The following is a 13,494-nucleotide window of genomic DNA, read 5'->3' on the forward strand; positions in this document are numbered from 1 at the left end:
ACGCTATACAGATACCCCCGAACAAATTGGTTGGAGAATCTGTGGCCAGTCGTCATCGCAAAAAGCTTACTCTTACGCAGCTCGAGTCCTTTCTTCTGAAGGCAAGTGACATCCTCCGCGGCAATATGGATGCCTCGGAATATAAGGAGTACCTCTTTGGGATGCTGTTCCTGAAGCGGCTATCCGACCAGTTCGCTGCGGACCGCGCAGCCTTGCTCAAGGAACTGCAAGCGTCGGGCGCATCTGCAAAGGTCATCGAGACCAAGCTCAATCACAAGCGCAGTCCCCACTACACCTTCTGGGTGCCCGAGCGCGCACGCTGGGAACTCGATGAGCCCATCACTCTCGAGAATGGCCAACAATTCCGCGGCCTGATGCATGTCAAGCAGAACGTCGGAGAGATGGTGAACAAGGCCTTGGCCGCCATCGAGGAAGACAACAGCGAATCCTTGAGCGGCGTGCTCAAGCCAATTAACTTCGTGCACACCAAGGGCGACAAGAAGCGCGTTCTTCCCGACGACAAGATCGTCGACCTGATCACTCACTTCAGTACGGTCAAGCTGGCCAACGCAGACTTCGAGTTCCCCGACCTCCTCGGTGCCGGCTACGAATACCTCATCAAGTACTTTGCTGACTCGGCGGGCAAAAAAGGCGGTGAGTTCTACACCCCGGCACCGGTCGTGCGCCTGCTGGTGCAGCTGCTCGAGCCTATCGAGGGCATGTCGGTCTACGACCCCACCTGCGGCTCCGGCGGCATGCTCATCCAATCAGGGCAGTACGTCGAGGAATCCGGGGGTAACGCTCAACGTATGGCACTGTATGGCCAGGAACTGTCGGGTACCACCTGGGCCATCTGCAAGATGAACATGATCTTGCACGGCTACCGAGCAGCAGACATTCGCAACGAAGATGTCTTGGGCAAGCCGCAGCACATCAATGATGGTTCTTTGATGCGATTCAAGCGGGTGCTAGCCAATCCGCCGTTCTCGCAGAACTACTCCAAGGCGGAAATGCAATTCCCTGAACGCTTCCATACCTTCATGCCCGAAAGCGGCAAGAAGGCTGACATGATGTTCGTTCAGCACATCGTGGCGACGCTAGATCAGGATGGCAAAGCTGCTGTAGTGATGCCGCATGGAGTGTTATTCCGAGGTGGCCCCGAGAAGGAAGCCCGCAAGAAGATCATCGAAGCAGGCAACCTGGAAGCCATCATTGGCCTTCCGCCTGGCCTCTTCTACGGAACAGGTATTCCCGCCTGTGTCTTGGTGCTGTCGAAGATTGGCACCAAGGATCGTAAGGATGTGATGTTCATCAACGCGGACCGTGAATTCAAGGAGAGCAAGAACCAGACTATCCTTCGCCCGGAAGACATCGAAAAGATAGCCTACGTGTATCACGAACGCCTTGAGGTGAAGGGCTACTCCGAATTGATTCCTTTCGCAGACCTGAAGGCCGAAGACTGGAACCTGAACATCCGTCGCTATGTGGACAACTCTCCTTGGCCTGAGCCGCAGGATGTGCGCGCCCATATCCACGGCGGTGTACCCACGACCGAAATTGATGACCTCCAAGGATACTGGAAAAACTACGGCACCTTGCGTGATCAGCTGTTTACTTGTCGCGCCGGGGACGCCGCGTATTGCGACTTTGTGCCGGCGCTGAAGGCCGACAAAGCGCAAGCAAAGCTCTTGGTTGAAAAGAACGATTCGGTGAAAGCCACCAATGCGAAGTTTGCAGAGGCCTTGGCCTCCTGGTGGCAAGCCAATGTTGGCGACCTTAAGCAGCTGCCCAAACTCGGTAGCTTTGTACCGTTGCGCAAGAAATTCGCTCAAAGTCTCGAGGACACCTTGGTGCCTTTCGGGTTGTTGGACAAATTTCAGATTCGCGGGGCCTTTGCAGAGTTTGCCAGCGAGCTAGCGACGGACTTCAAATCGGTAGCCGCATCTGGTTGGAATGCGGATCTGATTCCGGCAGACGACATCCTGGCGGCCCAGTTTCCAGATGTGTTGAAGGAGTTGCAGAAGGCTCAAGAAACCATCGTACGCCTGCAAGGTGAATTCGAAGCTGCGGAGCCGGGGGAAGGTGAAGAAGTTGAGGAGGTCGATCTCGATACCTACGACTTCGAGGAAAGCGGCGATGTGTTGCGCAAAGCTGTTATTGATGCACTGAAGGCTCGCAAGAAAGAGCTGGCACGCGAGGCTAAAGCCTTGAAGAAAACGGCTCCGGCTGAAGCGAAGGCTTTGGAAAACGAGATCTCGAAGGTTGAGTCTTTGATGACCAAGCATACGGCCAAAGAAGATGAGCTGAAGGCCGCCAAGCAGACGGTAAAAGCGATTGAACTCAAGCGTGACGTCCTAGTGGAGAAGGCTCGAGACGCCATCTCGGATGCGGACGCGGAGCAGCTAATTCTGGAGCGTTGGAAGAAAACGCTGGTTAACGCCTATGAAAATCGTGTAGGAGCCTACCAGGCACAACTTGTTGGACGGATCGAACTGTTGTGGGCCAAGTACGCCGTAACTTTGCAGGACATTCAGGCAAAGCGTACCGCAGCAGCGGCAAAGTTGAGCGCTTTCCTGAAGGAGAAGGGTTATGAATAGCAAACATTTGCAAGCTCCTGCTGGCTGGGCTCTGGCCACGCTTGGCGAAATCTGTGACATTGATCCTGATATGTTGTCGAGCTCAACTTTAAGTGACTACGAATTTCAATACATAGATATTGCGAGCGTTTCACCGAACAGAATTTCAAACCAACTCAGCCTTGAGAAGTTTTCGACTGCTCCCTCTCGGGCAAGAAAAAAAGTCAGAAAAGACGATGTCTTGATGGCAACGGTCCGCCCGAACTTAAAAGCTATCGCAAGAATACAAGAAACTGGCGAGTTGGTCGCCTCGACGGGATTTGCAGTTCTGCGAGCAAGACGGGAGGTAAGCCATCCCGAGTTTCTAAAGCAGCTCTTGTTCTCCGACTCAATCGACTTGCAAGTTGAGAGCCTGGTGGCTGGCTCAAATTATCCAGCCATCACAGTCGGCAATGTTAAAAGACTCAAGGCCCTCGTTCCGACGTATCTAGAGCAATGCGGCATCGCCGACGTGCTGTCTGCACTGGATGAGCAGATTGAGGCGACGGAAGCATTAATCTCCAAGTTTGATGCAACTAGGACAGGCCTAATCAGAGATCTGCTTGATGAAGTTGCCGCTGCTCCGAAACTTCCGCTAAAAGATTTGGCTGATATCGGAAGCGGTATTACCTTAGGGCGTGAATTTAGTGGTGTAGGAACAGCTGAGTACCCTTACCTGCGCGTCGCGAATGTACAAGATGGGCGGTTAGAGTTGAGCGAAGTTAAAACCATCAGAATCCCCGTGGAAAATGCGGAGAAAGTTATGCTACAGCCAGGCGACGTGCTGATGAATGAGGGTGGCGACTTCGACAAACTGGGGCGAGGAGCGGTGTGGGAGGGGCAGATTCCAAACTGTCTGCATCAAAACCATGTCTTCCGAGTTCGGTGCGATCAATCCAAATTACTGCCTGGTTTTCTCGCTCTTTGGGCTGCTTCAGCCTTTGGTAAGCGTTTTTTCATGCTGGCATCAAAGCAATCCACGAATTTGGCTTCGATTAACTCGACTCAGCTTAAAGGATTCCCTGTTCTTACCCCGCCGATAGAGAAACAACGCCAAATTTTGGAAGCCGTCGAATCCGTTGACGCGATACAAGCTCAGAACAAAGCTGAGATCATCAAGCTTCGGCTGAAAAAGCAAGGGCTAATGAAAGACTTGCTTACCGGCGCGGTTCGCGTCACGGGAGCCCACTGATGCGGAGTACGCGAAATTATCTCTTCTCCGATGGAGACCTACAGTCCTCGCTTGATAACCAGATTAGGACAGCTCGTAATGCTGTAGCGAGCATGCGCCGAGATCATTTTTTGGCAACCTCAATTGATACGCTGGTTGAGCATCTCGTAGCCGAGTATTCAGTGACACCGCTGACCCTCCATGAGGAGCAGCGGTCTATGGACAGAGAAGAGGCTCAGATCGATGTAACTGGTCGATTTGACTATGCCCAAGCCCACTCAGGGCCTACCATTGCCAAAGGCTTTCGATTCACCTTCTTTTACCCGTTCAGCGGGGACGCAAACCTCTGGAAGTTGCGTCCGAATACATGGTCCACGGTGCTGCCGTCCGCCGAGGTTGATGCTCGCCGCTCACTTCTCATTATCCGTATCGAGAACACCAGCAGCGCAAGCCCGGAGCAGCTAAAACAAACCTTGGATTCGCAACTGAGCAATATTCGTAACTACATCGGGTGGCAGGCTCAGATGCTATCTGCCTTCAATGAGCAGCTACCGCGCCAAATTCGAGAGAGCGTTGAGACTCGTCGCAAGGAGTTGGAAAAACTTGATGGGGTTTCAGCAGTTTTCGACATTCCCTTGGTGAAGAAGCCAGGTATGCCAGATTTCAAGCCCATTGAGATGGCAAAGAAGGTTAGCCGCCCGCTACCACGAGTTCCGGCTACCGGCGTCAAACCCGAGCCAGCCATCAATGCGGAAGCGTTTGAGGAGATCCTTAGAATCATCCGCCATGCAGGAGCGTCATTCGAAGGCACTCCACAGACCTATGCCGCCATTGGCGAAGAAGGCCTGCGGGACAATATGCTTTCGCACATCAACGTCATCTTCGAGGGTAAGGCAACCGGCGAGACTTTCCGTAAATACGGGAAAACAGACATCCGGATAGAAGAAGAGTCTCGTTCGGCGTTTGTGGCGGAGTGCAAGCTGTGGGGTGGTCAAAAGCTCCTTGGAGAAACTCTCGATCAACTGCTGGGATACCTGACCTGGCGAGATTGCAAGGCAGCCTTGGTCATCTTCAACAAGAGCGTTGCTGGATTTTCTGGCACCCAAGAACAGGTGCGCCCAGCTCTAACTACTAGGCCTGGCTATCTTCGAGAACTGTCAGCTCCATCCGGTGAATGGAGGTTTGTCTTTCAGTCCAAAGAGGACCCTTCCAGAGAGGTCACGGTTCACGTGTTCATGTTCAACCTCTACGTCGCTCCGGACAGGGCCGGGAAGAAACGTTAGTCCTATACAAAAAGACAAACCATAGGGAGCAACAATGTCCGAACGCCTACAAGTAGAAAAACCATTCCTCGACCAGCTGGCAACCCTTGGTTGGGATGTCATTGATCATGGCGAGTCGCTGCCGTCCTCCCCGGATAGTAGCCATCGCAGAAGTTTCAAAGAGGTTGCGCTCAGGAGTGTGTTTTTCGAGGCTGTTCGGGCGATCAATCTGGATGAGGCTGGACTGCCTTGGCTGACCGACGTTCAACTTGAATTTTTGTTTGAGCACATCACGTCGCGCCCAGGTTCTTTGGTTGAAGCCAACCGGGCTGTACATGAGGCGCTGCTTGCCGGCGTCGATGATCTCGACCATGAGACTGCTACCGGCGTTGTGAAGCGTAAGGCTCGATTCATCGATTTCGACAAGCCTGACAACAACCAGTTCGTGGCCATCAACCAGTTTCGCATTGATACCCCAGGCCAGGCTAAGGAACACATCCGCCCGGACATCGTACTGTTCGTGAACGGCTTACCCCTGGTGGTCATTGAGGCCAAGGAGGCCAACACGTTTACCAGCCTGCCGCTGGAGGAAGCCAAGCGTCAAATTTTGCGCTATTCCGAACGCCGTGATGAGTCGACCAAGGGTGGAGTCAAGGAAGGCGAGGAACGCCTGTTCCACTTCAACCTGCTCTCGATTGCGACTACAGGCACCCAGGCGGTGTACGGTTCGATCACTGCGGAAATGGACGAGTTCCAGACTTGGCGCTCCATCGAGCCGCCCGAATACCAGACCTACACCCCGCCGCTTGGAGGAGCGCCTCGAGCTCAAGAGGTTCTCATCCAGGGAATGCTCCCAAAGCCCACGCTGCTCGACTTGCTCCAGAATTTCTGCCTGTTCGCTACCAAGCGCGACAAGCTCATCAAGGTCGTTTGCCGCTACCAACAATACCGAGCCATTCTCAAGGCTCTGGCCCGCATCCGCTCGAATGAAGGACCGAATCGAGGAGGCGTTATCTGGCACACGCAAGGCTCCGGCAAGTCGCTGACGATGGTTTTCTTTGTGAAGAAGCTGCGCTCCTCGAAGGACCTGTTTGATTTGAAGGTGGTGATGGTCAACGACCGCACGGACCTGGAAGATCAGCTCGGGGGGACCGCTCACCTGGCAGGGGAGAAAGTTACGACTATCGGTAGCTCTCAGGAGTTGAGAGAAAAACTGGCCGGCAACGACTCAGGCCTCTACTTGGTAATGGTCCACAAGTTCCGCGAGGCTGCGGAGCAGCTCCCTGAGAGTGTCAAATCTGCGCTGGGCATCTCATTGTCGGCGCCAAAGCTCAAACCGTTCCCCGAGGTGAACTCATCCGATCGCATCATCGTCTTTATTGACGAAGCCCACCGGACCCAGTATTCAGATCTCGGCAACAACCTGGCCATCGCATTCAAGAACGCCGTCAAGATTGCATTCACTGGTACGCCGCTTATAACGGCGCGGCACGACCAGACTACGATGCAACGCTTTGGCGACCTCATCGACACTTACAAGCTGAAAGATGCCCAAGAAGATGGCGCAGTGCTGCCAATTATCTACACAGGGCGTACAACTGACACCGCGTTGTCTCACAAGTCAGAATTTGACGAGAAATTCGATGATCTTTTCGCCGAACGTACCGAGGAAGAGCTGGAGGCAATTAAGAAGAAATACGGCACCCGGGAGGATATCTTGGAGGCTGAGGCGCGGATTGCCGAAGTTTCAAAGAACCTTGTGAAGCACTACATCGAAAATGTTATGCCTGATGGCTTCAAAGCCCAGGTCGTGAGTGTTTCGAAGATCGCAGCGCTTCGCTATGAGGGTGCCATCGCCAAAGCGCTTGAGGAGTACGCTGATAAATATGCCAAGCGTGCGGACGCAGATTCTGAAACCCTCAAACGCATCAATTTCCTGAAGGCGGCAGTGATTGTGTCGGTCGATGGCACCAACGAGCTGGCCGGCGTCCTGGAAGCAAAAAAACGGGCCAAAGAGCTGGATGCCGTAAACAACCTCCTAAAGCGCTTCGACTACGATAAGCCTGAGACTGGGATCGCATTCCTTATCGTGTGCGACATGCTCCTGACGGGCTTTGATGCGCCCATCGAGCAAGTGATGTACATCGACAAGCCCTTACGTGAGCACACTCTGTTGCAGGCGATTGCTCGAGTGAACCGCACGTACCCGGGTAAGAAATTCGGTCTGATCGTCGATTACGTGGGGCTTACCAAGCACCTGCGCGAGGCATTGAAAATCTACGCGAGCGATGATCAGGATGAAATCTTGCAGGGCATGCACTCCATGGAAGAGGAGTTTGCCAAGCTGGAAGGCACCTATGGCCGACTCATCTACTTTTTCAATGAGAACAAGCTTTCCGAGGCTGAGGACTGGGGAAATCAAAAGCTTGATGCGGAGGATGACTACCTGATCTTTGAGATGATGATGGATGTGCTCGAAGACATCCAGCAGCGCGAGACCTTTTCCGTCTTACTGATGTTGTTCTTGCAGGCACTGAACACGATACTTCCCGACCCAAAGGCGAGCGGCTACATTGCGCCAGCAAAGCGCTTTGCCTGGCTGAAGGCACAGGCCCGTGAGCGTTTCAAGGATGAGGGGATGAGCTTTGGCAATGCTGGTGAAAAGGTCAAAAAGCTAATCAACGACCACTTGGTCAGTCTCGGCATCAACATGAAGGTGCCTCCCATCGAATTGATGTCTGCGGCGTTCCCAGATCAGGTGAAAAAAGGCAAGTCCTCGAAGGCAAAGGCGTCGGAGATGGAGCACTCACTTCGCAAGCACATCACCGTGCATATGGAAGAAGATCCTGCGTGGTTTGGCTCCTTATCCGAAAAGCTTGAAGAGGTGCTGAAGAAGTACAAGGACAACTGGGACGAACAGGCCAAGCAGTTGGAACTACTTGTTGGCACCGCAAAGTCTGGACGCTCGAAGGCGCCTACGGAAGGTGTGGACGCCAAAGCAGTTCCGTTTTACGAAATGTTGCTCAAAACTCTCGAGAAATCCATAAAGCTGACTTCGACAGACAAAGCGGGTATGAAGTCGTTGGTGAATGGCTTGATGCCTATGCTCAAGGATGAAATGACGACCCCTGGGTTCTGGGCAAACAGCGTCATGGTTTCGAATTTGCAGGGCCTGGTCGAGGACCGCTTAGTCGACAGTGGCGTGGATATTTTGGTGGAGCATTTCGAGACGCTGGCCCAGGATGTTGTGCAACTAGCCAAAGCCCGACATTCTGATATTCTCAGCTGATGCTTAAGGTTGCTGACATTGATTGCACCGTGCTGCGCTCTGCCCGTCGGAGCGTAGCTATTTTTATTGAGCGAGATGGCTCGGTGAGCGTACGCGCTCCATCGTCGGTTGCTGACGAACAGCTGGTCAAGGTCGTCGAAAAGAAACTGCCTTGGATCTATCGAAATATGGCTCTGTGGCGGGAGCTCAACCGCAACGTGCCAAAACGTGAGTTTGTATCAGGTGAGTCATTCTATGTAGCCGGCAAACCTTGCATTTTGGATGTGCGATCGGACACCAAGAAGCCGTTAGAGTTGGTAGGCGATCGACTGGTATTGAAACGCAGCCAACTGGCCAAGGCAGAGGAGCTTCTCCGGGCTCTGTACAGGAAACTAGGCTATGAGCGGCTCCCAGGTATCATTGACCGGTATGCCTCCAGGATGGGTGTCCGTCCCGGAAAGCTGCGGGTTTGGGAGCTCCAAAATCGCTGGGCATCATGCTCCGAACTGGGCAATCTCAACTTCCACTGGAAGGTCATGTCATTGCCTGGGGATGTGCTCGAGTATCTGGTCGTGCACGAACTCGCCCACATCAAGCACCGAAACCATACAAAAGAGTTCTGGGGTGAAGTGGACAAAGCGCTGCCTGGTTGGAAGCACGCGGCAGCTTGGCTGCGCGATAACGGAGCCGGTAGGACGTTTTAACTTGGTTGCTTCGCTTAAGCACAACGTCTTCTGATCAAACTTTAGCTGTATAAATCTAGACTTGATGTGACAAGCACTGTCAGACCGTAAACGACCCAAAGCGGAAGTTCCATATTTGCCGTGAGCGTCTGGTAAAAGCAGCTTTTAGTCATCCGAGATCTGCGACGCAATAGCCGTTGTCAGACTGAATCAAGCATGCGAAATACGAAGAAGTTTGAAACACCATCGTAGCCTGGTGGGGCCCAGACAGACTGGTCTACCTATCAATTCAGGACTCGATTGATCTCAATTTCAAGTACTTCACGGACTTTCCCAACACAGGTCGTCGGGTATCAGTTGAATGATATGGATGTTGTTATGCACTCATGCTCGTCAACCGAGCCCCGCAGAGGGGCGATCATGTTGTGATTCGACCGACTTAATCCCTGCTTAAAGCGCCTTAAGCGCCAGTTCGTGGACTATGGAGGTTTATTCGGTTACATTTTCTTTCGTTGCCCGTCTGTGGGAGACGGGTAGACGATATGGAGGCCATTTGTCGACCATTACTGCCACTGATCTCGAATCTGCCCTAACGGGAAATCCAGAAGCACTAGAAGTTCATCTTACGCTAGTGGAGCGAGACGTCCCCATTGAGGGACATTCAGTCAAGATTCACTGTCACTGTCTTTCGGTGGATGGGAATGGTCGTGTTCAACCGCATCGACTGGCGGAGTTCATGCGGAACGCCGTCGTTGACTATGCGATCCCGCGCTCGAAACTCGCCGATGCGAAGGCGCGCGATCATAGGTTCAATAGCACCGAGGCAGTCGCCGAACTCGTCGAGCGGGCCAAACGCTCATTTACCGATTTAGCGAACACCGGCGAGGGTGGCGAGATGTTGCTGTTCCTACTGGCGGAGCGCTTCCTCAAGTTGCCACAAATTCTTTGCAAGATGGATCTCAAGACGGACACGCGAATGCACTATCACGGCGCGGATGGAGTGTATGCCGGGGTGACCCCAGAAGGAGTATTAAAGCTCTACTGGGGTGAATCAAAAATCTACGGTGATGCGAGCGCTGCGATTCGTGCCTGCCTTAATTCCCTCGCCCCCTTCCTAATCGAACTCGAACACGAGGAGGCAGAGCGGGAGCGCGACCTGATGCTCCTGAGCGACAAGGCCGACCTTAGTAACCCAGCTCTCACCGATGCGCTCAAGAACTATTTTGACAAGTCGTCGGTCATGTCGAAGCGGGTCCAATATTGCGGCGTGGCCCTTGTAGGCTTCGACGCACCATTCTACCCAGAAGCCAATGCGAAGGCTGTTGCTGAGGAGATAGTCAAGGCATCCCGCACTGAACTTACTGGTTGGAGCAATAGCATTGGGGAACGGCTCAAATTGGAGAATCTTGACCAGATGGAAATCGAGATGTTCTGTATCCCTCTGCCTTCAGCCGAAGGTTTCCGCGCCGCATTCCTCAAGGCGATGGGGTTCAAGGAACAATGAGCCTCGCTGACCTCCAATCCTGGCTTCTCCAAGAAGGCGTCCGAGACGATCTCGATGCAATTACCCGACTCACAGTACGCAACGAACTAGATAATCTGGCGCCAGACCCTTCGGCACCGTCCGCCACGGCGATTGATTGGCCCAGATTGTTGCTCGCTGGCAGCATTCTGGCGCGATCCGATCAAAGGCGCGATCAAGAAGCCGCGCTCCGGATCGCAACCGCTGCAATTTCTCTGACGGACGGTCAAGCACTCAAAGACGCAGGTGCCGTCCTCTTGGGTAAGCTCTCCAACTTCCGGGCCATCGCGTTAGCCACGAATCGGGGCCTGCTGACAGCTGACCTTGACGGGCGGCTGGGCGTCGCGTTGCGTCTCGAAGCTCAGCGCCGCGAGATGGACCGTTCCATCTTGGTGCAATCGAGTGGTGCTTGGCTACAAGTAAATGATTTTCAGCAACGCTTCTGGAGCAATGCGGGAGGGGAACGCTGGCTCTCAGCATCCGCGCCTACCGCCTCTGGCAAAACGTTTCTCGTGCTTCAGTGGCTGATCGACCAAGTGATTGCGCGTGAGGCGCGGGTGGCCGTCTACCTCGCGCCCACCCGCGCGCTGGTCTCCGAGATAGAGACCAGTCTCAAGAGAATTCTAGGTAATACCGAGGAAATTGAGGTGTCGTCTCTTCCCCTTCCCGATAAGTATAGAGCTGCTCGCGCTGGCGGCGCGCGAGTGATTCTCGTATTCACACAGGAACGGTTGCACTTTCTCGCCAACGTCCTCAGTGACGTGCTTTCGATCGATCTGCTCATCGTGGACGAAGCGCACAAGATCGGTGACAACCAGCGCGGCGTGATTTTGCAGGATGCAATAGAGCGAGACACCCGTGCTAACCCAAAGTTGAAGGCTGTATTTATCAGTCCGGCGACCCAGAACCCAGAAGAGTTACTCACGGATGCCCCCGATGGTGTACAGACCGTCGCCGTCGATAGCGACTTCTCCACCGTCCTTCAGAACCTCATGGTCGCGACCCAGGTACCGCGAAAATCGAAGCTCTGGACGCTTACTCTTCGACAGGAGGGAGCAACACTTCCGGTCGGGACTCTTCAGCTCGCGAGCACGCCGGATGGACTCAAGAAGCGCCTTGCGTTCATCGCCGCGGCTGTCGGTGAGAGGGGTGGTACGCTCGTCTACACGAATGGCGCCGGAGAGGCGGAAGAGGTCGCCGATCTGATCAGTCAGCTCCTCCCCAAGCTTAGACCCGTCGATTCGGAGCTCTTAGAACTCGCTGAACTTGCTCGGAAGGGCGTGCACCAGGACTTTCGGCTTGCACCATTAGTTGAGCGAGGGGTGGCGTTTCACTACGGCAACATGCCATCGCTGCTCCGGCTAGAGATAGAACGGCTGTTCCGTTCAGGAAAAATTCGCTTCCTTGTATGTACTTCAACTCTGATCGAGGGCGTGAACCTGTCGTGTCGCACAATAGTTGTGCGTGGACCGCGAAAAGGGAAAGGCCATCCGATGGAGCCGCACGACTTCTGGAACCTAGCTGGCCGCGCAGGCAGATGGGGAGATGAGTTCCAAGGAAACATCATCTGTATCGATCCGGAGGATACGCAGGCTTGGCCCAGTGGTGTGCCCAGCCGCGCGCGCTACCCCATTAAGCGCGAAAGCGACGCTGTTCTCGACCTTGGCGACGGTATGGCGGACTATCTATCCGAGCGTGGATTATCGGATATTTCCAGCATTGAGGACACGGATAAATTCGAACAGGTTGGCGCCTATCTGCTCACCACGTTCATGCGGCTTGGCTCTATATCAGCAGCTAGCCTCTCGAAGCGCCATGACGCTGCGTCGATTGCGAAGCTCGATCAGGCTCTCGGTGCCTTGGCAGCGCAGATCGAAATCGACGTTGATCTGGCGGCTCGGCATCCAGGGGTTAGCGCGGTTGGCCTTCAGCGCCTTCTTGAAGCTTTCCGTTCGTATGGCGGTGATGTCGAAAACCTGCTCCTGGCCGAGGTGGCGAGCAATGACAGTTACGACCGGTTCATAACGATTATGGGAAGGATTAACAAGCACATGTTTCTAGCCTTCGCCCCCGAAAGCCGTATTAGGCTATATGCGTTGATCGTCTTCAAATGGTTAAAGGGGTATTCGTTGGCTAAGATCATCCGAGATAGCATCGAATGGCACCAAAACACCGCGAGATCTTTCAAGCTCCCGGACTTGATCCGCGGCACGATGGAATTGGTGGAACAGATCGCCCGCTTCAGGGCGCCAAAGTACCTTTCAGCCTATATGGATGTGCTGCACCTGCATCTGCGTGAGATTGGCCGTGAAGATTTAATCGACGACGGTTTGGATATCGGAACGCAGCTTGAGTTCGGCGTTTCGTCGACGACACTTCTCTCACTCATGGAGCTTGGCCTTTCCCGCATGAGCGCTGTTGTTTTGTACGAAAAAATTGCCCGTGACGACCTCACCAGAGAGGAATGCGTGGCGTGGATTGCCGAGCGTGTTGGTCAACTCCAAACAATGGATGTCCCAGCCATCATCATCCGCGAGGTGCGCGAACGTCTCACGCTGCCTGGCGACATAGCCTCGTAATACCACCACAGAATCGGAGGTTACGCATGCCCGCAAAGCCCATTGCCCTCGGCCCATTGCAGTTCGACAGGAGGGGGGATGCCGTCAAATACTTGAAGGCGATGCTCCACCGGTATGACGTGGGAGATCGAGTCAGCGCCGACGACGCAGTGATTCTACGAGCGGCGCTGGAGCGCCATCCAAATGCCGCTGCAAAAATTGGTTGCGGCATTACCGACTTCAGTGTCCGAACTGCTGACTTCGGCACGAAGTGCTTCTGGGTGAATCGTACTGATGGAACGACCGAAAAATTTTCCATTACCGGCTCCATCCACGGTAGTTAAGCGAAATAGCGTTATCCGCCCTCGTTCAGGGCACTAAAAGTGATAGCTCATATGCCTAATCAGCTGTCATC

The 13,494-nt window shown here is 53.9% G+C and carries 8 protein-coding genes; all 8 read left to right on the forward strand.

The features are described from left to right. The first annotated feature begins 41 nt into the window (after positions 1-41). The 8 genes from RSQ48_RS02105 (at position 42) to RSQ48_RS02140 (ending at position 13,423) form a co-directional block, all read left to right on the forward strand. Positions 42-2,597, forward strand: coding sequence for an N-6 DNA methylase (locus RSQ48_RS02105; RefSeq protein ID WP_415302093.1), 2,556 nt, complete (start codon positions 42-44; stop codon positions 2,595-2,597). Beyond that, entirely contained in the window at positions 2,590-3,807 is a 1,218-nt protein-coding gene (locus RSQ48_RS02110; protein ID WP_415302094.1) for a restriction endonuclease subunit S, read from the forward strand. The genes RSQ48_RS02105 and RSQ48_RS02110 overlap by 8 nt, the downstream gene beginning before the upstream one ends. 92 nt (positions 3,808-3,899) lie before the next feature. Further along, complete coding sequence (locus RSQ48_RS02115; RefSeq protein ID WP_415302095.1) at positions 3,900-5,069, forward strand: hypothetical protein; 1,170 nt, start codon at positions 3,900-3,902, stop codon at positions 5,067-5,069. 34 nt (positions 5,070-5,103) lie between these two features. Then, the gene (locus RSQ48_RS02120) at positions 5,104-8,337 is read left to right on the forward strand and encodes a type I restriction endonuclease subunit R (protein WP_415302096.1); all 3,234 of its coding nucleotides are present in this window, start codon (positions 5,104-5,106) and stop codon (positions 8,335-8,337) included. Further along, positions 8,337-9,020, forward strand: coding sequence for a M48 family metallopeptidase (locus tag RSQ48_RS02125; protein ID WP_415302097.1), 684 nt, complete (start codon positions 8,337-8,339; stop codon positions 9,018-9,020). Before RSQ48_RS02120 ends, RSQ48_RS02125 begins: the two co-directional genes overlap by 1 nt. Before the next feature lie 532 nt (positions 9,021-9,552). Beyond that, the gene (locus RSQ48_RS02130; RefSeq protein WP_415302098.1) at positions 9,553-10,503 is read left to right on the forward strand and encodes a DUF1837 domain-containing protein; all 951 of its coding nucleotides are present in this window, start codon (positions 9,553-9,555) and stop codon (positions 10,501-10,503) included. After that, on the forward strand, positions 10,500-13,100 hold the full coding sequence (locus RSQ48_RS02135; RefSeq protein WP_415302099.1) for a DEAD/DEAH box helicase: 2,601 nt from the start codon (positions 10,500-10,502) through the stop codon (positions 13,098-13,100). The genes RSQ48_RS02130 and RSQ48_RS02135 overlap by 4 nt, the downstream gene beginning before the upstream one ends. Before the next feature lie 26 nt (positions 13,101-13,126). Beyond that, the gene (locus RSQ48_RS02140; protein ID WP_050451002.1) at positions 13,127-13,423 is read left to right on the forward strand and encodes a DCL family protein; all 297 of its coding nucleotides are present in this window, start codon (positions 13,127-13,129) and stop codon (positions 13,421-13,423) included. Positions 13,424-13,494 lie beyond the last annotated feature (71 nt).

It is taken from the genome of Alcaligenes sp. SJTW-7, from assembly GCF_047716895.1.
Taxonomy (GTDB): domain Bacteria; phylum Pseudomonadota; class Gammaproteobacteria; order Burkholderiales; family Burkholderiaceae_B; genus Alcaligenes; species Alcaligenes ammonioxydans.